Origin of the sequence: Terasakiella brassicae (assembly GCF_014641495.1) — a bacterium.
Lineage (GTDB): Bacteria > Pseudomonadota > Alphaproteobacteria > Rhodospirillales > Terasakiellaceae > Terasakiella > Terasakiella brassicae.
The window spans coordinates 65,884-91,521 of the sequence record NZ_BMHV01000003.1 but is presented as its reverse complement, the minus strand read 5'-3'; the positions used below and the strand labels follow the sequence as shown (position 1 = coordinate 91,521).

The following is a 25,638-nucleotide window of genomic DNA, read 5'->3' as shown; positions in this document are numbered from 1 at the left end:
ACAAATCCTAAGCCGTGCGCAACGACAGAATGACCTGTTTCATATCTTCACCCAATGTGCGCGTATCGCCGCGCAGGGAGTGCACGGTCTGGGCTACGGTTTGCACGCGTTCCTCGGTTGCCTGCGCCAGTCCGATAACATCTTCGATATCTTTTGAAATGTCGGCCGTTGCCCCGGCGGCCTGCGTGGCATTCTGCGCAATTTCATTGGTGGCTTGTGCCTGCTGGCCAGCCGCCTCCCCCACAGCGCCAACAATTTCACGTATATCATCAATAGAGCGCACAATCCGGGCAATGGAATGTACCGACCGTCCGGTCTGTTGTTGGATACGACTGACCTGTTCGGCAATTTCTATGGTGGCTTTGCGGGTTTCATTGGCCAGACTTTTAACCTCGCTTGCCACCACAGCAAATCCTTTGCCCGCATCCCCTGCGCGCGCGGCTTCAATGGTTGCGTTTAAAGCCAGCAGGTTGGTTTGATTGGAAATACCGGCAATCACCTGCACAAACTGACCAATTTGCCCGGCGGCCGTTTCCAATTCGTTGATGTCCGTACGGGTATCGCTGGACAAACCATGCATGGCACTGACGGCACTCGCCACCTCTTCCAGCTGTCGCGTTACTTCGCTGACAGATGCGCTCAACTCGGTGGTAGCGGCTGATACCATCTCTACATTATGCTGCGTATCCAGACTGGATTTGGCAACATTTTGCCCCGTGGAAACCGTATGGGTCATACGTTCACCCATTTCACGACACAATTGATCCAGACGCCGTACCGAGCCCCGCATCGCATCCAGACTGCTATACATGCGTTCTTCCAGCATTTTCGCCAGTTCGTCCTTATGACGACGTTCAAGCGATTGAGCCTCCAGCATGGTGCTAATGGATAAATGCACAATAGCGGCGTAAGCACGTGCACGTTCCAACGGTCCGCCAACCCCGATATTGCAAACACGTTTGCCTTCCACATCCAAAGCCATATTACGGCCTTCGCGCATCCCGCTGGACTTTGCGGCTTCTTCCTTGCTGACATCATAGACATCCATTTCACCCTGCATAATACGTACGGCAATGTCATGGATATGGCCTATGCGTTCATGGATGGAGGACGCGACAATCACACCCCCCTCCCCCATAAACGAAATGACGCAATCGGTTTGATCAGCAATCATATCACAGACACTTTGGGCATAAGCCACATCCAGTTCAACAAGCGCACTGTTGTCCTGAATATCGTCTAACGTCTTATGATCCATTACCAATCTCCCTTTTTATAAGCGGTTTTATTCGATAACCACCATCAGATCTTTTGTATCGACCTGCGTCCCTGCACGGGTAACAATGCGGGTAACGGTACCCGATTTTTCCGCCAAGACGGAAGTTTCCATCTTCATGGCTTCGATCGATAATAAAACATCACCGCGTTCCACCACATCGCCTTCTTTTACGGCAACCGAGACAACCAGACCCGGCATCGGGGCGCCGATATGATCTTCGTTGCCTTCTTCGGCCTTGGGGGCAGCGGCCTTTTTCGGGGCCTGTGATTTATCGGCAATTTTTACGTTACGCGGCTGACCGTTCAGTTCGAAAAAGACCGTGCGTTTGCCTTCATCATCGGCATCGGACAAGGCACGGAACCGGATAAACAGGGTTTTTCCCTTTTCCATATCCACCTTGATCTCTTCCCCCGGTGTCATGCCATAGAAAAACGCACCTGTCGGTAAAACACTGACATTTCCGTATTCTTTCAAATGCGCGACATAATCACGAAAGACCTGCGGATACATGATGTAAGAGGCCAATTCATTATCTGTGACCGCACGGCCTGCCAGTTCATCGGCCTTTTTACGTTCACCATCCAGATCCAACGGGTCCATAACAGACCCGGGGCGCACCGTAATCGGTGTTTCCCCTTTCAGGACTTTCTTTTGCAAATCTTTCGGGAAGCCCCCTGTCGGTTGCCCCAATTCCCCACGGAAGAACGAAACAACGGATTCAGGAAAGGCGATTTCTTTTTCCGGATTTTCCACATCATCGCGATTTAACCCCGATGTAATCATCATCAAGGCCATATCACCAACCACCTTGGAAGACGGTGTCACCTTGACGATATCACCAAACATCTGGTTGACATCGGCATAAGCGTCCGAAACCTCGCTCCAACGATCTTCAATGCCCAGACTGCGGGCCTGTTGGCGCAGGTTGGTATATTGACCACCCGGCATTTCGTGATTATAGACATCGCTGGTTCCGCATCGGATATCACTTTCAAAGCCGACATAGTTGGCACGCACCTGTTCCCAATAATCAGACACTTTGCGCAAGGCAATTTGGTCCAGTCCGGTGTCGCGCGGGGTGTTGCGCAAAGCCGCCACAATGGAACCGAGGTTTGCTTGTGAAGTCAAACCACTCATGGCATCCAGCGCCCCATCCACCGCATCGACACCGGCCTCACTTGCCGCGAGGATCGAGGCTGCGGCAATTCCGCTTGTATCATGGGTATGGAAATGGATCGGAATGGAAATTTCGTCTTTCAATGCCTTAACCAAAGCCGTCGCAGCAGCCGGCTTCAATAAGCCCGCCATGTCTTTCAGGCCCAGAATATGCGCACCGGATTTTTCCAGTTCTTTCGCCATATTCACATAATATTTCAAATCATATTTGGATCGGTTCGGGTCCAGAATATCACCCGTATAACAAACCGCAGCTTCGCAGATTTTGCCCGTATCCAAAACGGCATCCATCGCCACACGCATATTTTCAACCCAGTTCAGGCTGTCAAATACACGAAAGACATCCATTCCGGCCGCCGCAGATCGATCCACCAGATATTTCACCGCATTATCGGGATAGTTGGTATAGCCCACCCCGTTTGAAGCCCGTAGCAACATTTGAGTCAAATGGTTCGGCATGGCAGCAGACAAACGTTCCAGACGGTCCCACGGACATTCTTTTAAAAACCGCATCGCCACATCAAATGTCGCCCCGCCCCAGCATTCAACCGAAAACAGTTCCGGTAAACGCGCGGCATAGGTTGGTGCAATTTTCACCAGATCGTCAGTGCGCACACGGGTTGCCAGCAAAGACTGATGGGCATCGCGCATGGTGGTATCGGTTAACAACAGACGGTCTTGAGCCAGCATCCAGTCGGCAACTGCCTTCGCCCCGTCCTTTGCCAATTTTTGTTTTAAACCGCCCCCGATTGGCACCGCAAGGTTCGGGGCCAATGGGTGATGAATATGGTTTGGTTTTTTACGTCCTGCGACCTCTGGATTCCCATTGACCATGACCTCGCCCATAAACTTCAACAGTTTGCTGGCCCGGTCCTGACGTTTGGGCATGGCAAACAGTTCTGGGGTTGTATCGATAAACTTGGTGGTATAAGCCCCGCTGAGGAACTTTTCATGGGAGAGCACATTTTCAAGGAAGACAAGGTTGGTTGCCACCCCACGAATACGAAATTCACGTAATGCCCGGTCCATGCGCGCAACCGCTTCGTTCGGGCTTTTACCCCATGCCGTAACTTTTTCCAGCAAGCTATCATAATAACGCGTCACCAGCGCACCACTAAAGGCCGTTCCGCCATCCAGACGAATGCCAAACCCGGTTGCCCCACGATAGGCCAGAATTTTACCATAATCCGGAATAAAATTATTATCAGGGTCTTCGGTTGTTACCCGGCACTGAATGGCATGACCGTTCAGGAAAATGTCCTCTTGATTGGGTACACCGCTATCATCACGCCCAATCATGGCCCCTTCACAAATACGGATTTGTGCCTGAACGATATCAATCCCGGTGACCACTTCGGTGACCGTATGTTCGACCTGAACACGGGGGTTTACCTCGATGAAGTAAAATTCTTCTGTGTCCACATCCATCAAAAACTCAACCGTACCCGCGCAACTATAGTTTGCGGTACGGGCAATTTTTAAGGCGGCTTCACAAAGTTCTGCGCGTTTTGCCTCTGTTAAATAAGGGGCCGGGGCGCGTTCCACCACTTTTTGATTGCGCCGTTGAACCGAACAATCGCGTTCAAACAAATGGACCACATTACCATGCGTATCGCCCATAATTTGAACTTCGACGTGGCGGGCACGACGCACCAGTTTTTCCAGATAAAGTTCATCATTGCCAAAGGCGGCTTTGGCCTCGCGTTTTGCCGCATCAACTTCGCGCAGCAAATCAGCTTCGGTTTCAATTTCACGCATCCCGCGACCACCGCCGCCCCACGATGCCTTGGTAATCATGGGATAGCCGACTTTTGCGGCTTCGGCCTTAATCACATCCGCATCATCAGGTAAGGCATTGGTGGCCGGCACCACCGGTGCACCGGCACGAACCGCCAATTCACGCGCAGATACCTTGTTGCCCAATCCTTCCATCACCTCGGGACGCGGGCCGATAAAGATAATGCCTTCTTCTTCACATCGTCTTGCGAAGGCTGGGTTCTCCGACAAAAAACCATATCCGGGGTGGACCGCATCCACATTGGCATCCTTGGCAACACGAATAATGGTTTCAATATCGAGATAAGCCTCAACCGGGCCTTTGCCTTCCCCGATCAAGTAAGATTCATCGGCCTTAAAACGGTGCAATGCAAAACGATCTTCGTTTGAATAAATGGCAACCGTTTCAATTCCCAATTCGCTTGCCGCGCGACAAATACGAATGGCAATTTCACCACGGTTAGCGGCCAAGAGACGACGAATTTTGTTCGGACGTGTGATCATAATTAAATTTGCCTTACTTTAATTTGCTTAAAGGAAACCCACGTTATTTTTATGCTGGTTAGTTATTTCTGATAATCATCACGACCAGTTCTTTGGGACCGTGAACACCGTAACAAAGTTCCTGTTCGATATCCGAAGTCTTACTGGGGCCAGAGATGAGTAATGCATTAGTTGGCATGTGGGTTGTCCATTGTTCCTGTTCAATCGCCTCCAGAAACGTATTGAAAAAACGGTCTTCATAGACAAGGGCGACATGAATAGGGGGAACAAGCGACAACAGACGCGGTTCTTCGCGCGTTGGCCATAAAATAAGGCTTCCCGTTTCTGCAATCGCGCCCAGGGTTGTGGTCAGACTTGCATCCACGCTGAATAACTCTTCTTTGCAGGCTTCGATTTTTTGATCAAAGCTGCGCAGTTTCACTCCCGTATCCATCGCCGTCCAATTGTCCGTTATTTCTTTCGCAATCGGTGAAGGTGACCCCTGCATAAGGTGGCGCACCCCTTTTTCTGTCAACAAATCAATTAAATCGCGTTGGGCATCATGCAATGTCGTTTGTTTAATCTGGGTGTTTACTGCCGAGGTGACTTGGCAGAAACGCTCAATCTTTTGTTCTTGCGTCCACTTTTTATCGTAGATAACTGAATTATCTGTGACAAAATCACCTTTTGAAGGGGATGCATTGCGCAAATTGTCTAAAATTTCCTGTTTTGCAATCTTATTCATCTTTCAAACCCATTTCTTTTGCCATCTGATGAAGTGTTTTTTTGGCAAATTTCGGCTTCACCCGCACGCTTGTCCATTCCTTCAACATCGGGGCGGACTGCGGTAACAAGTTACCGATTCTACTCATGGCCGTGGTTGCAACCTTATAAGTCGCCGGGCTGGCATTCATGGCGGCCCATCCCGACCACCCTGCATTTTCTATCGTGGATGACTTGGCTCCCCGCCCTTTTAGCGGGTGTTCCCCATGCGGACAGTTCCCTGAATTTTCATCGCGCAGACGGACCAACATCTTGGCAATCGGGATTTTAACCGGACAGACTTCCACACAGGCATTGCACAAGGTCGAGGCACTGGCATGTTCTGGATATTCATCCAGCCCTTCCAGCTGCGGTGTCAGGATTTTACCGATCGGACCGGGATAAACCCCACCATAAGCATGACCGCCAATACGGGTATAAACCGGGCAATGGTTCATGCAGGCCCCGCATCGAATGCATTGCAAGGTGTCGCGTGTCTCAGTATCGCGGTACACCTTTGATCGTCCATTATCCAGCAAGACAAGATGAACCTCTTTCGGGCCGTCTTTTTCCCCTTCTTTGCGCGGGCTGGAGATCATATTGAAATAAGTCGTGATGGGTTGACCCGTCGCTGATCGGGTCAACAGGCTTAAGAGTGCGGGGACATCACTTAAGTTTTCCACCACTTTCTCGATCCCGGTGACGGCGATATGGACAGGGGGAACTGTCGTCACCATCCGCCCGTTGCCTTCGTTTTCAACAAGACAAAGCGTTCCGGTCTCGGCCACCGCAAAATTTACGCCGGACAGGCCTGCGCCTGCCTCCATAAATTCACGACGGAGTTCTTTACGCGCAATCGCCGTCAATTCGGCAGCGTCTTCGCTGTAGGGAGTATCGGGCAAGTTATCCTGAAACAGTTTGGCAATTTGCCCTTTGTTCATATGAATGGCGGGCATGACGATATGAGACGGCATTTGTCCTGCCATCTGCACAATATATTCCCCCAGATCAGCTTCAAGCGCCCGAATGCCATGATCACCGAGAAAATGGTTCAACTCCATTTCCTCTGACACCATCGACTTGCCCTTGACCACGGTTTTCACGTCATGGGATTTCAGGATTTCCAGAATGATCGAATTGGCCTCGTCAACCGTACGCGCCCAATGCACTTTAATTCCGTTTTTTGTACAATTTTCTTCCAGACGTTCCAGCAATTCCGGCAATTTGGACAGGGCACGTTTTTTGATACTTTCCCCCAGATTGCGCAAACGTGTCCATTCATCCCCATCCGTAAACTGCATGGCGCGTTTCCCCATCAACCCATCCATTGCCCGGCGGAAGTTGGCGCGCAGTTCCTCATCTTTTAAGGCCTTGTGAACCCGACCTTTAAAATCTTTGCCGTTAACGAGGGTCATTTGTACGCTCCCACAGGAATTCAGCCAAATGCAGCCCTTGGACATCCGATTTTCGATAATCAAGATGCCCGGTGATATTCATCATGCATCCGCAATCACCCGATACCAGTTTTTGCGCCTGTGTGGCTTCAACATCATCGGCTTTATCCGATACCATCGCCGCAGAAATTTCAGGTTGGCGAACGGCAAAAGTGCCCCCAAATCCGCAACATTCCGTTTCGCGTTTCAATTCCACCAGTTCAACATTTTCAAGCTGATTGATCAGGTCTTTGGGCTGGGAACGCACGCCCATCTCGCGTTGGGAATGACACGATCCATGCCATGTCACCCGCATCGGTTCCCCTTTGTCCGTCAGTTTTATTTTCAAAACATTCAGAAGAAAGTCGCTAAGCTCGTACACCCGGTTTGCCAAAGCACACGCCTTGTTATAATCCACGTCCCCTTCAAACAGTTCAGGGTAATGTTTAAACATCATCCCTGCACAGGATCCAGAAGGCAAAACAACAGGAATATCCTTGGTGAACAGATCAAGCTGAGCACGCGCCACATCGCGTGCCTTGTCACGTTGACCGGAATTAAAGGCCGGTTGTCCGCAACAGCTTTGTGCTTGAGGGAAGATCACTTCCACCCCTTCGCGTTTGATCAATTCGATCCCGGCGACACCGGCCTCTGGATAGAATAAATCCACAAGACAGGTGCCAAAGAAATAGACGCTTTTTGGCTTTTCAATAGGCGTACGGCTCATGCGACACACTCCTTAATTATATGCCACCGATGGTAACCATGTGACGATATTGGGCCACAGGGCAACAATCGTCAGACCGATCAGTTGCAGGATGATGAAAGGCACAACGCCTTTATAAATATCCATCAACTTAATTTCCGGCGGGCAGACCCCTTTCAGGTAGAACAGGGCAAATCCGACAGGCGGGGTCAAAAAGCTGGTTTGCAAGGTCATTGCCACCAACATAACGAACCAGACCAGATCAGGATTATCGATCACACCAAAGCCCGGAACACCCAACCCCAAGGCAGATACAACCGGGGCCAGCAACGGCAACATAATCAAAGTGATTTCGATCCAGTCCAGAATGAAGCCCAACAAGAAGACAAAACCAAGGATCACCAGAATAATCCCATAAGGGCCAAACGGCAGTCCTGTCAGCAAACTTTCGATAATTTGATCCCCGCCCAATTCCCGCAGAACCAAGGCAAAGCAGGTTGCGCCCAGGAAAATGGCAAAGATGTAGGCCGTGGTATTGAATGTTGCCTTAAGAACTTCGAAGAAAACCTTGAAATTCAGGTTGCGATAAAAGGCCGCCAACAAGGTTGCACCCAATGCCCCAACACCGGAAGCTTCGGTCGGAGTTGCCATACCGGCAAAGATTGATCCGAGCACGGCAAAGATCAGGAAGATTGCGGGCATGACCGCCTTGGCAACATCCCAGATCACGTGCCATTCCAGTTCGCGACGATCATCAGACAAAGGCGTTGCCTTCGGATTGATCAAACCGTAAATCAGAATGTAGATAATATAAAGCGCACCCAGCAGCAACCCGGGGAACACCGCCCCCATAAACAGGTCACCCACAGACAGGGCCAGTTGGTCCGCCATAATCACCAGCATAATACTGGGCGGGATCAAAATCCCCAAACAACCGGATGCCGCAACCGTGCCGACCGCCAATTGTTTGTTATAACCTTGCTGCAACATCGGTTGCAGGGACAACAGCCCCAACAGAACAACAGAGGCCCCGATAATCCCGGTGGAAGCCGCCAGAATAATCCCGATACAAGTCACCGTAATGGCCAAACCGCCACGGACCTTGCCAAATAGTTCCTGCATGGATTTCATCAGGCGTTCGGCAATCCCGGACTCATCCAGCATCAAGCCCATAAAGATAAACATAGGCAATGCGACAAGAACCCAGTTGTCCATGATTTTGAAGACACGGTTGACGACAAGACCAAGGGTCAGAAAATCCAGCCCGGTCATGGTGTCAAAATACATATCGGCCAAATAACCGACACCGGCAAACAGAACACCGACACCACCCAAAACATAGGCAACCGGAATACCCGTAAACAAAAAGACAATAAAGGTGACGAACATCGCCGCGACCATGATTTCATTTTCCAACATCTTAGCGTCCTTTCACGATCAAATAGGCATCGCGGAACAAGCGCGAGAAAATGGAGAGGCCGAGAAGCCCGAACGACAGCGGAATAACCGCCTTGATCGCCCAACGATAAGGCAAACCAAGCGGTGCATCGGAACGTTCATCGGTACGGAAAGAGTCAGCAACAAAATCAAGGGAATGAGAGAAGATCACCCAGATAAAGGGCAGGACAAATAGCAAAATACCAATAATTTCGATAATACGTTTGGTCCGGTCGGAAAAACGGGCATGCAAAATATCCACCCGAATATGACTATCGTTGACCTGTGCGTAGGACAAGCCCATCATCACGCCGATGGCGTAAAGATGCCATTGCAGTTCTTCCAGCCAGATTTGGCCATTGGAAAACCCGTAACGCAAGGCAACGTTGCCGATAATGGCAGCAATCAACAAGGCATTCACACCACATACGGCATGACCGACGCCACGGACAAATTTATCGATTAGATCGGGGATGAGAACGTGTTTTTCGTCCTCGTGCATCTTGATCTCGTCCACCTTCTCGGCGACATGAGGATGCGGGGGAAGATCACTCGGCGTGCCCATAATACGGGGTCCTCCAACTTAATGCCCCGGACTTAATCAAACGCGATAAGGGTAAAACGCGGATCGGGGCGAAATTCTTAAAAAAAAGGGGGCGCGATGTACGGGTTAAGTCCACGCGCCCCAGTCAATAAGCTCGATACGTTAGGGAGGTGTATCTTACTTACGAGGCAAGAACGCGTTCTCTTTCCAGATCGCGTAGCCCGCACGGAAGGTGCTCAGATCATCATAAACTTTCTTGAAACCGGCATCGTTAGCAGCCTCTTCAGCCGCCACGTCATCCCATGTTTTCTTGAATGTTGTCAGCATGGTGTCGTTCCAACGCATGATTTGTACGCCGTTTTTCTCAATATTTTCTTTCATGGCTTCAAACTGAAGAGCTTCCCCTTCGGCAAAGGAATGCGCCATAGAAGCCTTACAGACGTTTTCAACAGCAGCTTGCTGGGTTTCATCCATTTTCTTCCATGTATCGCCATTTACCAGCAATTCAAATACGGTTGCCTGCTGGTGCCAGCCCGGGAAGTAGTTGTATTTCACAAGCTTGTGGAAACCGAGTTTCTTATCAATCGCCGGCATGGAAAATTCTGTCGCATCAATGGCTTTTTTCTCAAGTGCCGGGAAAATCTCACCACCGGGCAACAGGGATGTCGACACACCCAGTTTCTGCATCACTTTACCACCCAGACCAAAGAAACGCATCTTCAAACCTTGCAGATCTTCCGGCTTTTCAATCGGCTTGGAGAACCAGCCGGATGTTTCAGGCGCAATGATCGCGCACGGCAGAACTTTGACATTATAGCCGCCGTTATCATACATTTCCTGATACAACTTCATACCGTTGCCATAATACAGCCACGCCATATATTCACCGGCTTCCGGACCAAACGGGACGGCTGAAAACAACGGTGCAGCCGCCATTTTACCTGTCCAGTAACCAGCTGTCGCATAACCGGAATTCACTTTACCCGTTGCAACGGAATCCAGAATTTCAAACGGCGCAACCAGTTTACCCGGCTCATAGACTTTCATTTTAATCGTGCCGCCGGAAACCTTGTTCAGTTCCTCGGCCACACGGACAATCGGAGACCCCAGACCCGGCAGATGCGTCCCAAACGCGACCGGCGTTTTCAATAGAACTTTGCCCGCCAATGCAGGTGTCGCAGCACTCAATGTCAAAGCTGCAGCAGCAGCGGTTGCAAACATAAATTTACGCATAAAATATAACCTCCCACGGTTATGCTTTGGTCAAAAAGAATGACCGATTAGAACAATTTAAAAGGCTGGTTTTTATTTATTATTGGCGTTTCGCACCACTGGGTCGAAAGCTTGATCTGATTAATTGGTTACATTTTTTTACCAATTATGTAAACAGGTAAATTTATTTTACCAATTATCACTTAGAGCTTGCGTAAGTAATTTTAGGTATAGTGCTTTTTTCTGCTATAAGGCTTATGCTAGTGGCCACGTTCCTCCTGCGTTCCTTATGAAAGCGACGAAAGATCAATGCCTTACGAAAAAGTCAAACAAGAAAAAATCGCTGATGTTGTTGCCAAACAACTGGAGAATAATATCCTTCAGGGTTTGTGGATCCCCGGTGACCGTTTACCGGCAGAACGTGATCTTGCCGTCCAAATGGCCGTTTCCAGACCGAGTCTGCGCAACGCAATTGGTCAATTGGAAAAGCAGGGACTCGTGGAAACCCGGCAAGGCGGCGGCACTTTTGTGAAAAATTTCTTGGGGCCTTCCTTGACCGACCCTTTAATGCAAATGTTTCAAACGCATCCCGACACCGCCAGCGATTTTGTCGAATTTCGATCCATCATTGAAGGTAACGCGGCTTATTTTGCGGCGCTACGCTCCACCGATGCTGATCGTGCAATCCTGAAAAATTGTTTTGAGGCAATGGAACGCGCCCATCAGGAAGACGACCCGCATGAAGAAGCCGACATTGATGCGGACTTCCACCTTGCCATTGCCGAGGCATCTCACAACGTTGTCCTGCTGCACATCATGCGGGCAATGGTCAATGTCTTGCGCGAAGGTGTTTTTTATAACCGGATGCAGCTTTACACCCGGCGTGGTGCACGTGATCTTTTGCTTAAACAACACCGTGCGATTTATGAACCCGTCATGTCCGGGGATCCAGACGAAGCCCGCAAAGCCGCGAAGGCGCATTTGGCCTATGTTCAAGATGTCATGCGCGATCTGGAACGCGAAGAAATGCGCCAAAATGTTTCGCAACAACGCCTCGAACGCTATCTAAAAAAAGATGAAAAACGCCAAAGAAAAGCGGTGAAATAAATTTGCTACAGACCAACAAGGTCTTCGGGTCGATTGGCATTAAAGAACGGGTCCTGCGGATCACACGCCCATTCCACACAGGTGTAACGATAGCGCGATACCCACATTTTAAGTTTGCGCACGTCTTCCTCAATCAACGCATGGCGCAGGTCTTCCTTTAAGGCCATCGACCAAAGCGCGACCACGGGATGATCATAGCCGCCTGAACGGGCCATAACGATTTCCATCCCGTCCGACATGATCGGTTTTATCAATTTTTCCACCAGATCATTTGGTAGAAACGGCGTATCCGTTGGCACGCTTAAAATATAATCATATCCTTGTAACGCATCCATCCCTGCCAAAACACCTGCCAAGGGGCCAACAAAACCTTCGATACTATCGCCGATGATTTCATACCCAAGGGAAGCAAAACGCGCCGGGTCGCCATTGGCATTAATCACCAGATGATCCACTTGCGGCGCGACCGTTTCCAGCACGCGTTTAATCATCGGTTTTCCTTGGACTTCACGCAAACCTTTATCCCCGCCGCCCATGCGGCGCGCCAATCCACCGGCCAGCACGACACATCCGATCTTCATCGCCGTTTCCCTTTTCGCCGTTCCACCATCGACACCCCTTTAACCTGCGCATAGACCAATTGCCCGATCTGAAAATCAAACGATTTTAACGACCGCATGGTGATACGGGCAATCAGACGGCTTTGACTACGATCCCCAATCGACAACACAATGTTAACCCGTGCCCCGTCAATCACATGAATGTCCGTAATCCGGGTCGCCAACACGTTCAGAATCGTTGTTTTGGACGGTTCATCCACTGCCAGACTGACATCGGTGGCGGCAATGCGCAAACGGCGAACATCACCTATCTGACCGACATATCCCGGCACAAACAAATCCGCCCCGCCCATATCCAGCGTACTCAACTGATCCTCCTGATCAAAGGCGGATATACGACCTTCCAGAACGCTTGCGGTTTTGGCACTTTTGGCAATAAACAAGGTCGGATCAGATAAAACGTCCAGCAATGGACCATTGGCCCGGATACGCCCTTGTTCCATCAAAACCATATGATCAGCAAGACGTTCGACCTCATCCGTGTCATGGCTGATAAACACAACAGGTATGGACAAAACATCACTAAGCCTTTCTAAATAAGGTATAATTTCGTCTTTACTGAAACGGTCCAGTGCACTTAACGGTTCATCCATCAACAAAATTTCCGGGGCACTCAGCAAGGCGCGCGCAATCGCAACGCGCTGACGCTCCCCGCCCGAAAGATTTTCAGGATACCGATCCAGCAAACCGGATAAGCCCAGCAAATTCACCACATCATCAAAATTTGCCCCTGTGCCTTTGTTGCGGCGTTTCAAGGCAAACTGCAAATTGCCTTTTACCGACAAATGATCAAACAGATTTGCCTCCTGAAAGACGTAGCCAACCGCACGTTTATGGGCAGGTACAAATGTGTGTTTATCCTGCCAAATATGCCGCCCTACGCATAAATAGCCGTTTTGGACACGCTCAAGACCCGCAAGGCAGCGCAAAACCGTGGTTTTACCGCAGCCGGACTGCCCAAAAAGTGCTGTTACCCCTTGCCCCGGAATATCGAAGGCGACATCCAGGTCAAATTTATCCAGTTTACCGGAAAAACGAACGGAAATATTGCTCATTTACCTACCGCCTCTTTCTCATACGTTTCTCACTGACCATCATAATCAGGATCACGCAAAAGCTAAACACCAGCATCCCGGCAGATAAAATATGGGCCTGCGTCCATTCCAGACTTTCCACATGGTCATAAATCGCAATGGACAAAACCTTGGTTTTACCGGGAATATTGCCACCAATCATCAGGACAACGCCAAATTCCCCGACCGTATGGGCAAAACCCAAAACCGCCCCCGTCAACAAACCGGGACGCGCCAAAGGTAAGGCCACATTGAAAAAGCTGTCCAAGGGAGAAGCCCGCAGCGTTGCCGCAGCCTCCAACGGTTTATGGCCCATTGCCTCAAACGCATTGCGCACAGGCTGAACAACAAAGGGCAGCGAATAAATAACAGAACCGATTACCAATCCGGTAAAACTAAAAGGTAAGCTATGACCGAAGATTGATATCGCCAATTGTCCCAACGGGCTGTTCGGTCCCAGTGCAATCAACAGATAAAACCCCAAAACCGTTGGCGGCAAAACCAGCGGCAAGGCAACAATGGCCCCGATTGCTTCCTTCCACCATGCCTGTGAACGTGCCAGCCACCATGCAAGCGGCGTCCCCAAAACCATCAGGATCAAGGTGGTCAGGCCCGCCAGTTTCAAGGTCAGAAGGATCGGTTCAATCATCCCCCATATCCATACCGTGTTATTATGGCACGTGCGGTTTCGCCTTTCAGAAAATCAACAAAGGCACGCGCTGCGGGGCTATCTTTCACCAAAACACAATCCTGTGCAATCGGTTGATAATAATGCGCCGGAACAATCCATTTGTCCGGCTTATCAACCACCTGCGACAGTGCGACGAACCCGACATCAACATTCTGTGTGGCAACAAATTGATAGGTCTGCGCGATATTTTCACCATAAACCAGCTTGTCTTTTAAAGGGACATACAGTTTCAAGCTTTGCAATGTTTCCACCGCCGCTTGCCCGTAAGGCGCTGTTTTGGGGTTTGCAACAGCCAGACGCACCAAATCCCCCTGTGTGAGCACATCGGGGGAAGAGGCCGGATAAAGCGCCAGTTTTCCCATTGCATAGGTGAAACGGCTGCCCATTACGGCCAGTCCCTTTTCTTCTGCCAGACGGGGGCGTTTCTGGTCTGCGGCCAAAAATACATCAAACGGTGCCCCATTGGCGATTTGGGTATAAAGCTTTCCTGTTGATCCGACACTGACCAGCGCTTCATGCCCGGTTTTCACCTGAAAGGCCTGTGCAATTTCCTTTAACGGCACACTGAAATTTGCAGCCACCGCAACATGAACAGCCTGCGCATAAACAGGCGCACTAACCAAGAGACTGATAAGAAAGATAAAAATATATTTCATATGACGCACCCTATTCCCGACCTCTTGCCTTGCAGCATTTAAGCAATCAGTTACAACAAAGGCAAAGGATTTCTCTTACGGTGTCACCTGACTTTGCAAAAACCTCAAAACAAGTTTCTGTTGCTCTACGTTCAAATAAGTAAACTTTGCCATCGCCTTAAGATGTTCTTCCCATTGGGTTGCGTTATAATCCTCAATCTTGGGCCGCGCATGGCAAATTTGGCAATCGGTTTGCCATAATTTACGGGCCATCTCCTCAATCGGTTGTTTTTCCACACTCAAGGGTTCCCCCAAGGAAATCCATCCTGTTTTTTGATCCGGCAAATCAACCTGTACCCAGTCTTTTTCTTGCGCTTTGATATCCAGTTTCATCAAAGGAGGCAGGTTTGCCAATACCGCACTATCGCTATTCGCCGCCGCATGCGCCACAACCACACCGGCACTATAAACGGTTTGCGAAGGCTTGATATCCTTATTTAGCCCCTCATGGAACGCCTGCATCCAACCCGCATAGATTTTATCAAATCGCGGCAACTTATGGGCTATGCCTTTGTGACAATCAATACAGGACTGATCGGTCTTTGCCGCCACCCCCATAACCCGTTGCGCCCGTGGGCCTTGTTTCACCGCATGCATGGCATCATAGGAATGACAGGTCTTACATTCACGCGACCCACTTTCGCGCATATAGGCCCACACGTCTTGCGCCATCACAAGACGATGATTTTCAAACTTTTCCGGCGTATCAATGGTTCCTAGCAGAGTATGCCAAACATCCTTTGCTGCAAAAATTTTGCGAATAACCTTTGGCACAAATTTTTTGGGAACATGACAATCGGCACAACCCGCACGCACACCGGAACTATTATGGAAATGGATGGAATCCTTATATTCGGCATAAGAATTATCCTTCATTTCATGGCAGGAAATACAAAATTCGGTCCGGTTGGTATAATCCATAAAACCGTGGTAACCGCCGACGACCACCACGCACAAACCAACAATAAGGCCAACCAACAGAGGGCGGGGCGCCACGTGCCAGAGCCAATTCCAAAGACGCTTCATAGACCACTCATTTTCCCGTCAGGATATCACGTTATACCTACAAGAAAACACGGTCGCTTAACAGAAGTTTATCCAATCACAATCAGGTTCAGGATTCCCTATACCTTGTTATGTCTTGTGCTTTTTCCCAGACCACCGCTCAAGAAATGCAAGCCACAGGTTGATAAGAAAACAAATCCTGAAGTGTATATCCCTTGGGGAGGCGTTTTTTACGGAGCCTTGGAAACAGGCTTCACACGATCTGAGCCTGAGCTTTTAACATGCAATTTCATCAGAAATTCCATGTACTTGGGCATTTCATCAAGACCGATCATAACACCGGGATTATCCCCATAATACGGGGGTATTTGTTGGGTAACAGGCATGTGACAACTCCTTCGACATTCTGTCCGTCAGTTGTAATAAATCCCTCAAAATCGCAGGTTCATTCTGAACCGTTTTTATGCCTTAACTCTATATGCAGTTGCAGATTCTGGCAATAGGAAAAATGTGCCTACAAGTTGATGTCACGTTTATGTCATTCAATATAAATGGCCCGAAAATCGTTCACATTCGTCAAAGTCGGACCGGGTGCGAAAAGATCACCCATTTCGAAAAAGAAACGATAGGATTGATTGCTGTCCAGATAGTCTCTTATTTTCAATCCCTTGTCCTTGGCCCGTTGGCGCGATGTCGGATCAATCCACGCCCCGGCGTTATCTTCGGACCCGTCGATCCCGTCGGTATCTGCCGCCAAGGCATAGACCATTTCGATCCCGTCCATATGATCTAAAAGACTGAGTAAAAATTCCGCATTCGGCCCACCTGCCCCTTCCGGGTTGCGAATACTCACCGTTGTTTCCCCACCACTCAGTAATACACAAGGTGCGGAAACCGGCTGCCCATAGGTCACAATCTGCTGTGCAATCGCCCCATGCATTTTGGCAATTTCACGTGCCTCGCCCTCGATACGATCACTTAGTATCAGAGAAGCAATCCCCTTATTTGCCAAAAAATCACATGCGGCCTGCAATGATCTTTGCGGGGTCGCAATCAATTTATAAGTACTTCTGGCAAAACAAGGATCATCCGGCTTGACACTTTCAACCAACAGATCATCGTATCCATTTATCCCATAACGGTCTAAAATTTCACGGGCATCCGTGCATGTCGTCACATCCCCCACCGTTGGACCAGACGCAATAACAGATGGGTCATCCCCCGGTACATCGGAAATCGCAAGACTTAAAAGCTGGGCCGGGAAACAGGCTTTTGCCAGCCGCCCGCCTTTAATGGCTGATAAGTGTTTACGAACACAGTTCATCTGATCAATCGTCGCGCCACTGTGCAACAAAGCTTTATTCACTGCCTGTTTTTGCGCGATACTGACACCCTTGGCAGGTAACGACAACAGGGCTGAGCCGCCACCGGAAATCAAGACCACAACCAAATCGTCTTCGCCCAGTTCCGACACCATATCCAATATGCGCTGCGCCGCCTGCAATCCGGCGTCATCCGGGACAGGGTGGGACGCTTCGACAACCTCGATAAACCGGGTGGGCACTTTATGACCATAGCGGGTCATAACCAACCCCTGCACCGGACCTTGCCACGCACGTTCAAAGGCCGCCGCCATTTTTGCCGCACTTTTACCGGCGCCGATAACCGTCACTTTGGCCTGACGATCATTTGGTAAATATCGTTCCAGCACAACATCGGGATCAGCCGCAGCAACCGCCGCCTCAAATGCCTGCTTCAGCATATCTTTCATGTCGGGTTACTTCTTTCGGCTTTGCGCTTTTTTAACAATATCGCTGATGACCTGACGCACAATCGGTTCGGCCTCAGCCTTCGTCATGCCCACTTTCAGGCGTGGATCATAGAGCGCCTTTAACAAAATTTGATCTGAAATCGACAGGGTTGTTCTTTTTGACTCTTCGTTGAACATAGAATCCGCAATAATCGGGCTGTCGTTGGTCAAACCAAACAACTGCACCGTTTCTTCAATCAGGCAGTGATCGGTCTTATCCGGTCGATCAGACGGGATATAGGCCCTACCCCTTGTTATTTCATAGGTTTTCTTGGCCGATATCTTGCCATAACAATTGATCCCCTTTGCCACCTGTTTGGCGAGAACTTTTTGCGGCATAAAATTGATAATTAAATTCGGCTTATCACTTTTTTGCGCCATACGCATATCCAGCTTGGTCAATCGCTGAATTTGTTGCATTAAATTAAAAAAATTGGTCACCTGTTCGCGGGTTAAGGTACCGGACGGCGAATAAATGATCGGTCCGCTCCATTTGATCAAGGGTTTGGCCTCGCGCCCCGTCTTGCCATGTTCATGTACAAACACCACCGCCATGAAATGATCCACCAAACCGTTCAGGGTTAAACGTTGCGTTTCCGCCTGTGCATTGTACGACCACAGCAAAACGAACAGTATCAACAACAATCTCATGGGTCGGCCTTTCTTTTTTTATCCTTTCCTATTGTGGCACATCGGCAGAAAACTGCAACTTTGCCAAATGGTTGTATAACTTACTAGATTCCATCAACTGATGGTGCGTACCTATTGCTTGGATGCGCCCTTGATCAATGACACAAATTCGATCTGCATTCACCACCGTTGCCAGTCGATGGGCAATGATCAAAGTCGTGCGTCCAACCATCAAACGTTCAAGGGCGGCTTGCACGACACGTTCATTTTCCGCATCCAGCGCACTTGTCGCTTCATCCAGTAAAAGAATACTCGGGTCGCGCAACAACGCGCGGGCAATCGACAGACGTTGACGCTGTCCACCGGACAAACGCATGCCCTTTTCCCCCAGAAAACTATCAAAACCATCAGGCAGTTTTTCCAGAAATTCCGTTGCCTGTGCGGCATCGGCTGCCTTTCGGACCTCGTCATTGGTGGCATCCGGTCGTCCATAACGGATATTTTCCCATGCATTTGCGGAAAAGATAACCGGATCTTGCGGCACCAATGCCATACGTTTGCGCACTTCTTCCGGGTCCGCCAACGCAATATCAACCCCGTCAATAGAAACCGAACCACGTTCCACATCAAAGAAACGCAACAGGATTTGCATCATGGTCGTTTTCCCCGCCCCGCTGGGGCCAACCAACGCAACCGTTTCCCCGGCAGCAATATCCAGTGAAATATCTTTGAGCGCCAATTCATCCGGGCGGGATGGATAACGAAAATCAACCTGATCGAACCGTACATGACCGACCGGTTTTTCCGGCAAGATAAGCGGGTTAAGCGGGGCCTTGATCTCGCTTTCGCTATCCAGCAGCTCGACCAATCGTTCGGTTGCACCGGCGGCGCGTTGCAATTCGCCCATCACTTCACTGATGATACCGACATTAAAGGCAACCATTGTGGCATAAAACAAAAAGGCGGCAAGTTCGCCCCCTGTAATCGCCCCGTTCATAACATCACGCCCACCAATCCACATGACAACCGCAATCGCCCCAAACACGAGCAAAATCACGCTTGCACTTAAAATACTGCGCGCCTGTATCCGTTTCACCGCCGCCTGAAAGGCACCGGAGACTTCCCCCAGAAAACGACGTTCATCTTCGCGTTCATGGGTAAAGGCCTGCACCGTATGGATGGCGTTGATGGTTTCTTCAGCAAAGGCCCCGACATCGGCTACACGGTCCTGACTTTCCTTGGAAAGCGTACGTACCTTGCGCCCGTAAATGACAATCGGGGCCACTACCAACGGCACAACCAATAAAACAATCCCTGTCAATTTGGCGTTGGTAATAAACAACATGGCCACACCACCCAGCAAATTCAGGAAATTGCGCAAGGCCATTGAGGCACTGGAACCAATGACCGACTGCAACAACGTGGTATCTGTTGTCAGACGCGACAGTATCTCCCCCGTGCGGGTGACTTCAAAAAACGCACTATGTAAGGAAAGAATACGTTGAAAGACCGCTTGGCGAATATCGGCGACAACCCGTTCCCCAATCCAGGAAACCATGAAAAATCGCAAGAACGTCCCAGCCGCCATCACAACCGCCAAGATCAACAAAAACACAAGCGCATTATCAAGTGCCTGCGGGTTTTGCGCCGTAAAGCCGGCATCAATCAGTTGCTTAAGCCCCTGCCCCAGCCCCAGTGTCGCCCCCACGGTTGTAATCAGGGCAACAAAAGCCAGCAACACGCGGGGTTTATAGGGCGCAAGAAAGGAAAAAAGCCGGATCAGGACATGAAAATTTTTACTTTTAGGACGATCCATGAGGCGCGGTGAAGAAGCCACTTTATTTTTATCCTTATATTATAAGTGGCTTCAAAGATAGGCGGGCAATCGAAATCCGGCAAGGGAGAGATAATTGTACGAAGGTTTCAGGATACACTAACGCGCAAAAATATCACGCAGGAACGCACGTGTTTGTGCCCAGCTATCGGCATCGGCGGCGGCATTATATCCCACCGGCATTTTAAAACGTTTCGCAAAATCATCGGCATCCGGGTTGGTGAAGCTATGAACTGCCCCGGGATAATTGACAAAGCGAAAATCGACATCTGCATCCTGCATTTCCTGTTTAATAGCTGCAATTTCTTCCGGCTTAACAAACGGATCATCCGCACCGTTAAAGGCACGCACCTGTGCCTTGATCACGCCTTTCTCGGCCTTTGTCATCGGTTTTAACGAACCGTGATAACTGATTACGCCATCCAGATCACGCCCCGTGCGGGCTGCATGCAGGACAACACCACCGCCAAAACAATACCCAATCGCCGCCGTTTTCCCCCCGTCCACTTCCGGCTGACTTTTCAACAGGGCATGGGCGGCATCAAAGCGTTTTTCAGCCACGGCAATGTTGGACATGGTTTCCATCATAAACGTTTTAGCATCTTTGGGATGGTCTGCCAGTTTACCTGTCCCATACATATCCAGTGCGAGTGCGGTATAACCCAAACTTGCCAGCATCTCTGCACGTTTGCGGGCATATGGATTATGTCCCCACCATTCATGCACCACCAAAACGCCGGGGCGTGCACCGGTTACAGAATCATCGTAAGCAAGATAGCCGGTCATTTCCTGACCATCGACCCAATATTTAACATCCTGACCAATGACTTTTGCCTGTGCTGTTGACAAGGCAAACATGCCCAAGATCAAGGAAAGTGCGAAACGAAACATGGCATTCTCCATAAAATATAAAAGCTATTTAATAAATTAGAACCACTCTAACAGCAGTTTGGTACAAGTGATGAAAATTGCAAGTGCTTGCTGTTTTTTATTGTTTGAACTAGTTTCTTAACCCTAGATTCCCGATACGGGTTTCACCAACGCATAAAGTGGATGAGGGAAATGCGTCACATAGTCATCGGTCTTGTTATCGGTCTGGTCGTTGGCGTCATTCTCGGCGTAACGGTTCTGACACCCCAAATTAAAAGCCACACGGCCTCCAAGGCCGTTTTGAAAGACCGTGAACTGACCGGGGATAACAAAGAAGCTCCCGTTGTCTTATCCGCCTTGCAAGACGGGGATGCAATCCACTGGCGCTCTGCCCCGCCGTTTCCATCTGATCATCCCAATGTAAGTGCACAGGCACAAAAGTTCTCTAAACAACTGGCCCTGCTGTCCGGTGATAAGATGATTTTACCGATCCTGCCCGCCAAAGATGTCATTGGCGCAGACCGGTTGTTTAACGCCATTGCATCAGGCCGGATTGACGCCCTGTTTTCCACCGCAGAGATTGCCGCCGATAAAGAACCCGCCCTTTCACTGTTTTCAGCACTTCCCTTCGGCCCGAATGCTGCCGATATGATGGCCTGGTTGCAGGTCGGAAACGGCACCCTCAAGCTTAAAAACATTTTCGCCAAGCACAATGTGACAGCTCTCGTCTGCGGGTACCTTCCGCCTGAGGCCTCAGGCTGGTTTGTCAACGAATTGCACAATGCAGAACAAATCAAAGAGCTACGCATCCGTGTCACAGGTTTGGGCGCAAAAGTCTGGGCAAAGGCCGGTGCAAAAGTAAACGCAATCTCGGCCGAAGAAGTCCCGAACGCTTTCGATCAGGGGCAACTGGACGGGGCCATTTTTTCCGCCCCGTCACAAGATGCGAAATCGGGCTACAGCCGCTACGCCAAAAACTATTATTTCCCCGGTTGGCAAAATCAGGGGCAACCCCTCTTATTGTTGATCAATACCCGTGCCTGGAAACAATTGGATCAGGAACGTCAATCCCTTTTGAAAACATCTTGTGATCAACGGAGCGCGATTGAACTGGCAAAAGCCCCGCAAGAACAATTCAAAGGCTTAAGCGACCTTATCAAACAAGACGTCAGACTCAAACGTATGCCCAGCTATATATTGGACCCGCTTAAACAAGCATGGGAACAGGTTCTGGCAGAAGAAGTCAGAAAAGATCAAAGCGTTCTGGAAGTCTGGGAAAGCCTGAATATCTTTTTGAAAAACAGGAAGACATGGCAGGAAATGAGCCAGCTAAAAGATGATCCCTCTGATTTTTAAACACCGCCAAGACCGCGATAAAGGAAAGGAAACGAATCCAATATCTTCTTTTTGCAGTAAGTGCAAAAAAACCGTTTTTTTGCATTTTTTCATTCAAAATGATGCTCTGCTCTCTCCATAACCCTGAAGAGAGCAGAAACGGTTCACTGGAATCTTTTATAAACAATCAGTTAGAGATCTCCACATCCTCTTTGTTATTTTTATAAAAACTTCAAGTTGGACGTTTTTAAACTATTGCCAAACCCGAACGGATTGATAATATATCGCCGATCGATTCACAGAATTCTAAGCTTAGGAGAATTAAGTATGCGTAAAGTTCTGGCTCTGGCCGTTGCCGGCATGGTGGCTTTTGCAAGCGGTTCTGCACTGGCAGACGGCGACGCAGAAAAAGGCGAGCAAGTATTTAAAAAATGCAAGTCTTGCCACACCATCGAACAAGGCGGCAAACATAAAGTAGGTCCAAACCTGTTTGGTGCATTCGGCCGTGCCGGCGGCGCTGCTGAAGGTTACAAATACTCCAAAGGTTACTTGGCTGCGGCTGGCCAACTGTCTTGGGACGATGCGGCCCTGATGGAATACCTCTTGGACCCGTCCAAATACCTGTCTGACAAAGCCGGTGAGAAAGTTAAATCCAAAATGACTTTCAAACTGAAAAAAGAACAAGACCGCAAAGACGTGATCGCTTACTTGAAAGCAAACATGTAAGCCATCAAACGCCTTATTTGCGTTTTTTTGATCAAAAAGCCGTAAAGGGATTTACCTTTACGGCTTTTTTTATTATTCCGAATTGAGGCGCAACAAAACAATCAAAAGACAGTAAAGATAGCTTTAAACGTGTATATATAAATGATAATGTCCGTAAGTATTTTTTCTTTCTAGCCTTTCCATAAAACAACACGCGATGTAAGACAGCACAATGAAGACAGGTTTCTATACAATGCGTGATTTTCTTTTTTCTCTCTCCCTCATCAGCTTTTTACTTTTTCTATCCCCTCAGATTGCACACGGCGTTGAAGTCAGTGCCCAAGGGATTAACAAGCGACAAGCGTTAAACAACGCTTTGCGCCAAGCTGTTGAGATGAGTTTGGGAACAAATCTGCAAAGCAATACGCTGGTTGAAAATTTCCAGATCGTGCGCCAGCAAATCCTGACACATACGCGTGGTTTTGTAAGCAGCTACAAAATTCTAAAAGAAGACAGCACCGCACAAGGGATGTTCAACATCACAATTGATGCGACAATCGATGAGCAGAACATTGAAGACAGCGCAACAGCCCTTGCAACCTTAATGAAAATGGCATCTCATCCGCGTGTTTTGGTGGCAGCCCAAGATGATGATTTTGATGCGATTTCAAGCCTGAGCGATGAGTTTCGTATTTTAAGCGAAGCGGTGGAAACCACATTACGCGATGATTTCCGTTTCCAGATTCTCGACAGTGAAGCCATCCGCCTTCAAGATCGCAACACCTATCGTTTTACAGATCGTAAAAACAATCTCAAACGGGCCAAAAAATCCGGTGCCGATTTTATTATTTTCGTAGAATTGCTAAAAGGGCAAAAGGCGCCTTATACCCTGCGCCTTGAAAGCGTGGATGTTGCCAATGGTCGTTCCATCGACAAACGCGAAACCGACTTTGCAATGACCGATTGGACCAGAGACACCCAAAACGATCGAAATGCCATTATTTTGCAGGCCAGAGAACATATTTACGGCCCCAGCGCCCAAATCGGGGCCACCCTTGTCGATGTCCTTCAAAAAGAAGTCTATGACGATGGTCAGGATTACCGGATCAGTTTTCAACGCTTCGATCCCAAACTCATAGAATTTCTGGCAACCGATTTAACCAATTTAAACGGTTATGTTCGCCATAAAGTCACTTATCAGAAAAAAAATGCTCTCAGCCTTTCCTATTGGTCTTTATTAAAACCCGGTGCCTTGAATACAGAGATATCCGCCCTTTTACATAATCGCGATATCCCTTTCGATTTCAAAGTCCGAAACCGGCAACTGACCTATCGTTTTAACGACCCGATGTTTGAATAATTTATCTGTATGTTCAGGGGATAAACATGACACGTTTCACACAACCACTTTTAATGATGGCATTGGCTATCTTCACTCTTTTTGGCATGCGCTTACCTGCTGCACAAGCCGCCGAACTTCCCTACTTGATGATTATGGGTGAAGATGGCGATATGGACGCTGTGCCACGCGACAGCCGCGTCTTTCGTCGTGTTTTAAATGAACTCAGTGAAACCATGAATATGGACGGTTTCGACGTCTATGACGAAACAGCCATTACATTGGATGATTTTGCACAAGGCCGCTCCCGGCGCAGTGACGCGGAACTGATTGATATCGCGCGCGCTGTAAAACGCCCGCCCATTGATATTGTCGTCTTATTTGAAATTTACGCCAGCGCAGAACGGCTGGATTACACCACCAAGGTCCGCACCCGTCTGTCTGGTCGCCTTCTAGATGTTCATTCCGGTCGCCGCCTCGGAAATTTTGAAATTGCGTCTCCCCGCAATTTTCGCGCACCGGTCAACTGTAACCGGGAATGCATTCTGGAAACCGTCGGCAATAATGCCCGCCTGCTGGCCCGTGATGTCGCTGATGTTCTGGTTCAAAAACTCGGGGACGAAGTTGATTACGGTTACAACGACCAAGATGATGATTTTGCCACAGACGATAAGGCCTCACAAAATGGTGGCACACCGGTTGCCCGCCGTGCAGGCAATGATGGTTGCCGGGGGCGCGCACAGGATGTCTTTATGAATTTCCGCAATTTCACCGAACAGGAAATGCTGGATATGGAAGATGTCATTCTTGCCAAGTTCTCCTGTTATATCGACCACCGCCCGGCGGCTACGTTCGGTCGAACCCACGAATATGTCTATAAAACCCGTCTTCATACCGGAAAACTCAAACGCAATCTCGTGCGTGCGCTTGAGTATCTCGGCATGCCGGGCCGTGTGACCTATCAGGGGAAAGAGTTCACCATTTCCAAAGTGAACAAACGCCGCAGCCGTTACTACAACGATGGCGATAAGTGGTAGCGTTCTTTAGCAAGGCGGTCATTTTTTATAATTTATGACCGTCTTCACAAAACCGTTCACCCCCTTTCATAGACCGAAC

General features: G+C 49.1%; 23 protein-coding genes. 5 read left to right on the top strand and 18 right to left on the bottom strand.

Features of this window, described 5'->3' with window-relative positions:
- Window positions 1–7: 7 nt before the first annotated feature.
- The 8 genes from IEW74_RS02790 to IEW74_RS02755 all read right to left on the bottom strand — a co-directional run bounded on the left by IEW74_RS02790 (window position 8) and on the right by IEW74_RS02755 (window position 10,829).
- Window positions 8–1,258: a methyl-accepting chemotaxis protein gene (locus tag IEW74_RS02790; RefSeq protein ID WP_188661247.1), complete on the bottom strand. Its 1,251-nt coding sequence runs from the start codon at window positions 1,256–1,258 to the stop codon at window positions 8–10.
- A gap of 27 nt (window positions 1,259–1,285) precedes the next feature.
- Complete coding sequence (locus IEW74_RS02785; RefSeq protein ID WP_188661244.1) at window positions 1,286–4,735, bottom strand: pyruvate carboxylase; 3,450 nt, start codon at window positions 4,733–4,735, stop codon at window positions 1,286–1,288.
- A gap of 58 nt (window positions 4,736–4,793) precedes the next feature.
- Window positions 4,794–5,459 carry a LutC/YkgG family protein gene (locus tag IEW74_RS02780; RefSeq protein WP_188661241.1) on the bottom strand — a complete coding sequence of 222 codons (666 nt, stop codon included), beginning with the start codon at window positions 5,457–5,459 and terminating at the stop codon, window positions 4,794–4,796.
- A complete protein-coding gene (locus IEW74_RS02775; protein ID WP_188661238.1) occupies window positions 5,452–6,891 on the bottom strand; it encodes a LutB/LldF family L-lactate oxidation iron-sulfur protein in 1,440 nt (479 codons plus the stop codon). Before IEW74_RS02775 ends, IEW74_RS02780 begins: the two co-directional genes overlap by 8 nt.
- Window positions 6,878–7,636, bottom strand: a complete 759-nt coding sequence (locus IEW74_RS02770) for a (Fe-S)-binding protein (RefSeq protein WP_188661235.1) — start codon at window positions 7,634–7,636, stop codon at window positions 6,878–6,880. Before IEW74_RS02770 ends, IEW74_RS02775 begins: the two co-directional genes overlap by 14 nt.
- A 12-nt stretch (window positions 7,637–7,648) precedes the next feature.
- Window positions 7,649–9,034, bottom strand: coding sequence for a TRAP transporter large permease (locus IEW74_RS02765; RefSeq protein WP_188661232.1), 1,386 nt, complete (start codon window positions 9,032–9,034; stop codon window positions 7,649–7,651).
- Window position 9,035: 1 nt separating this feature from the next.
- Window positions 9,036–9,617, bottom strand: a complete 582-nt coding sequence (locus tag IEW74_RS02760; RefSeq protein ID WP_229734214.1) for a TRAP transporter small permease subunit — start codon at window positions 9,615–9,617, stop codon at window positions 9,036–9,038.
- Window positions 9,618–9,773: 156 nt separating this feature from the next.
- Window positions 9,774–10,829 (bottom strand): TRAP transporter substrate-binding protein, encoded by a 1,056-nt coding sequence (locus tag IEW74_RS02755; protein WP_188661229.1) that lies wholly within the window; start codon window positions 10,827–10,829, stop codon window positions 9,774–9,776.
- Window positions 10,830–11,117: 288 nt separating this feature from the next.
- Here IEW74_RS02755 and IEW74_RS02750 point away from each other — a divergent pair, with 288 nt between their 5' ends.
- Window positions 11,118–11,915 carry an FCD domain-containing protein gene (locus tag IEW74_RS02750; protein ID WP_188661226.1) on the top strand — a complete coding sequence of 266 codons (798 nt, stop codon included), beginning with the start codon at window positions 11,118–11,120 and terminating at the stop codon, window positions 11,913–11,915.
- 5 nt (window positions 11,916–11,920) lie between these two features.
- Here the strand turns inward: IEW74_RS02750 and mobA are convergent, their stop codons facing one another.
- The 10 genes from mobA to IEW74_RS02700 all read right to left on the bottom strand — a co-directional run bounded on the left by mobA (window position 11,921) and on the right by IEW74_RS02700 (window position 21,164).
- Window positions 11,921–12,496: a molybdenum cofactor guanylyltransferase MobA gene (gene mobA, locus IEW74_RS02745; RefSeq protein WP_188661223.1), complete on the bottom strand. Its 576-nt coding sequence runs from the start codon at window positions 12,494–12,496 to the stop codon at window positions 11,921–11,923.
- Entirely contained in the window at window positions 12,493–13,590 is a 1,098-nt protein-coding gene (gene modC, locus IEW74_RS02740; protein ID WP_188661220.1) for a molybdenum ABC transporter ATP-binding protein, read from the bottom strand. The genes mobA and modC overlap by 4 nt, the downstream gene beginning before the upstream one ends.
- Window positions 13,591–13,594: 4 nt before the next feature.
- Window positions 13,595–14,257 (bottom strand): molybdate ABC transporter permease subunit, encoded by a 663-nt coding sequence (modB, locus tag IEW74_RS02735; protein WP_188661217.1) that lies wholly within the window; start codon window positions 14,255–14,257, stop codon window positions 13,595–13,597.
- Complete coding sequence (gene modA / locus IEW74_RS02730) at window positions 14,254–14,955, bottom strand: molybdate ABC transporter substrate-binding protein (protein WP_188661206.1); 702 nt, start codon at window positions 14,953–14,955, stop codon at window positions 14,254–14,256. The genes modB and modA overlap by 4 nt, the downstream gene beginning before the upstream one ends.
- Window positions 14,956–15,030: 75 nt before the next feature.
- Window positions 15,031–16,020 carry a NapC/NirT family cytochrome c gene (locus tag IEW74_RS02725; RefSeq protein WP_188661203.1) on the bottom strand — a complete coding sequence of 330 codons (990 nt, stop codon included), beginning with the start codon at window positions 16,018–16,020 and terminating at the stop codon, window positions 15,031–15,033.
- 209 nt (window positions 16,021–16,229) lie between these two features.
- Window positions 16,230–16,385 carry a hypothetical protein gene (locus tag IEW74_RS02720; RefSeq protein WP_188661200.1) on the bottom strand — a complete coding sequence of 52 codons (156 nt, stop codon included), beginning with the start codon at window positions 16,383–16,385 and terminating at the stop codon, window positions 16,230–16,232.
- Between the two features lie 152 nt (window positions 16,386–16,537).
- A complete protein-coding gene (locus IEW74_RS02715) occupies window positions 16,538–17,770 on the bottom strand; it encodes a glycerate kinase type-2 family protein (protein WP_188661197.1) in 1,233 nt (410 codons plus the stop codon).
- Window positions 17,771–17,776: 6 nt separating this feature from the next.
- Window positions 17,777–18,460: a DUF2927 domain-containing protein gene (locus tag IEW74_RS02710; RefSeq protein ID WP_188661194.1), complete on the bottom strand. Its 684-nt coding sequence runs from the start codon at window positions 18,458–18,460 to the stop codon at window positions 17,777–17,779.
- 28 nt (window positions 18,461–18,488) lie between these two features.
- Window positions 18,489–20,276 (bottom strand): ABC transporter transmembrane domain-containing protein, encoded by a 1,788-nt coding sequence (locus tag IEW74_RS02705; protein WP_308419082.1) that lies wholly within the window; start codon window positions 20,274–20,276, stop codon window positions 18,489–18,491.
- A gap of 96 nt (window positions 20,277–20,372) precedes the next feature.
- Window positions 20,373–21,164: a dienelactone hydrolase family protein gene (locus IEW74_RS02700; protein ID WP_188661191.1), complete on the bottom strand. Its 792-nt coding sequence runs from the start codon at window positions 21,162–21,164 to the stop codon at window positions 20,373–20,375.
- Window positions 21,165–21,335: 171 nt separating this feature from the next.
- Here IEW74_RS02700 and IEW74_RS02695 point away from each other — a divergent pair, with 171 nt between their 5' ends.
- The 4 genes from IEW74_RS02695 (at window position 21,336) to IEW74_RS02680 (ending at window position 25,559) form a co-directional block, all read left to right on the top strand.
- Window positions 21,336–22,499, top strand: a complete 1,164-nt coding sequence (locus IEW74_RS02695; protein ID WP_188661188.1) for a type 2 periplasmic-binding domain-containing protein — start codon at window positions 21,336–21,338, stop codon at window positions 22,497–22,499.
- Window positions 22,500–22,805: 306 nt separating this feature from the next.
- Complete coding sequence (locus tag IEW74_RS02690) at window positions 22,806–23,204, top strand: c-type cytochrome (protein WP_188661185.1); 399 nt, start codon at window positions 22,806–22,808, stop codon at window positions 23,202–23,204.
- Window positions 23,205–23,436: 232 nt separating this feature from the next.
- Window positions 23,437–24,543, top strand: a complete 1,107-nt coding sequence (locus tag IEW74_RS02685; protein WP_188661182.1) for a hypothetical protein — start codon at window positions 23,437–23,439, stop codon at window positions 24,541–24,543.
- A 26-nt stretch (window positions 24,544–24,569) separates the two neighbouring features.
- Entirely contained in the window at window positions 24,570–25,559 is a 990-nt protein-coding gene (locus IEW74_RS02680) for a hypothetical protein (RefSeq protein WP_188661180.1), read from the top strand.
- Window positions 25,560–25,638: the final 79 nt, after the last annotated feature.

What these genes read in the sequence shown, in the direction of transcription:
- IEW74_RS02770 (WP_188661235.1), bottom strand. Translation starts at nt 7,636, where the DNA reads ATGAGCCGTACGCCTATTGAAAAGCCAAAAAGCGTCTATTTCTTTGGC.
- IEW74_RS02765 (WP_188661232.1), bottom strand. Translation starts at nt 9,034, where the DNA reads ATGTTGGAAAATGAAATCATGGTCGCGGCGATGTTCGTCACCTTTATT.
- IEW74_RS02725 (WP_188661203.1), bottom strand. Translation starts at nt 16,020, where the DNA reads ATGAAGCGTCTTTGGAATTGGCTCTGGCACGTGGCGCCCCGCCCTCTG.
- IEW74_RS02685 (WP_188661182.1), top strand. Translation starts at nt 23,437, where the DNA reads ATGCGTGATTTTCTTTTTTCTCTCTCCCTCATCAGCTTTTTACTTTTT.
- IEW74_RS02715 (WP_188661197.1), bottom strand. Translation starts at nt 17,770, where the DNA reads ATGAAAGATATGCTGAAGCAGGCATTTGAGGCGGCGGTTGCTGCGGCT.
- mobA (WP_188661223.1), bottom strand. Translation starts at nt 12,496, where the DNA reads ATGAAGATCGGATGTGTCGTGCTGGCCGGTGGATTGGCGCGCCGCATG.
- modB (WP_188661217.1), bottom strand. Translation starts at nt 14,257, where the DNA reads ATGATTGAACCGATCCTTCTGACCTTGAAACTGGCGGGCCTGACCACC.
- IEW74_RS02775 (WP_188661238.1), bottom strand. Translation starts at nt 6,891, where the DNA reads ATGACCCTCGTTAACGGCAAAGATTTTAAAGGTCGGGTTCACAAGGCC.
- modC (WP_188661220.1), bottom strand. Translation starts at nt 13,590, where the DNA reads ATGAGCAATATTTCCGTTCGTTTTTCCGGTAAACTGGATAAATTTGAC.
- IEW74_RS02785 (WP_188661244.1), bottom strand. Translation starts at nt 4,735, where the DNA reads ATGATCACACGTCCGAACAAAATTCGTCGTCTCTTGGCCGCTAACCGT.
- IEW74_RS02695 (WP_188661188.1), top strand. Translation starts at nt 21,336, where the DNA reads ATGCGTCACATAGTCATCGGTCTTGTTATCGGTCTGGTCGTTGGCGTC.
- IEW74_RS02720 (WP_188661200.1), bottom strand. Translation starts at nt 16,385, where the DNA reads ATGCCTGTTACCCAACAAATACCCCCGTATTATGGGGATAATCCCGGT.
- IEW74_RS02755 (WP_188661229.1), bottom strand. Translation starts at nt 10,829, where the DNA reads ATGCGTAAATTTATGTTTGCAACCGCTGCTGCTGCAGCTTTGACATTG.
- IEW74_RS02710 (WP_188661194.1), bottom strand. Translation starts at nt 18,460, where the DNA reads ATGAGATTGTTGTTGATACTGTTCGTTTTGCTGTGGTCGTACAATGCA.
- IEW74_RS02760 (WP_229734214.1), bottom strand. Translation starts at nt 9,617, where the DNA reads ATGGGCACGCCGAGTGATCTTCCCCCGCATCCTCATGTCGCCGAGAAG.
- IEW74_RS02750 (WP_188661226.1), top strand. Translation starts at nt 11,118, where the DNA reads ATGCCTTACGAAAAAGTCAAACAAGAAAAAATCGCTGATGTTGTTGCC.
- IEW74_RS02780 (WP_188661241.1), bottom strand. Translation starts at nt 5,459, where the DNA reads ATGAATAAGATTGCAAAACAGGAAATTTTAGACAATTTGCGCAATGCA.
- IEW74_RS02680 (WP_188661180.1), top strand. Translation starts at nt 24,570, where the DNA reads ATGACACGTTTCACACAACCACTTTTAATGATGGCATTGGCTATCTTC.
- IEW74_RS02790 (WP_188661247.1), bottom strand. Translation starts at nt 1,258, where the DNA reads ATGGATCATAAGACGTTAGACGATATTCAGGACAACAGTGCGCTTGTT.
- IEW74_RS02690 (WP_188661185.1), top strand. Translation starts at nt 22,806, where the DNA reads ATGCGTAAAGTTCTGGCTCTGGCCGTTGCCGGCATGGTGGCTTTTGCA.
- modA (WP_188661206.1), bottom strand. Translation starts at nt 14,955, where the DNA reads ATGAAATATATTTTTATCTTTCTTATCAGTCTCTTGGTTAGTGCGCCT.
- IEW74_RS02700 (WP_188661191.1), bottom strand. Translation starts at nt 21,164, where the DNA reads ATGTTTCGTTTCGCACTTTCCTTGATCTTGGGCATGTTTGCCTTGTCA.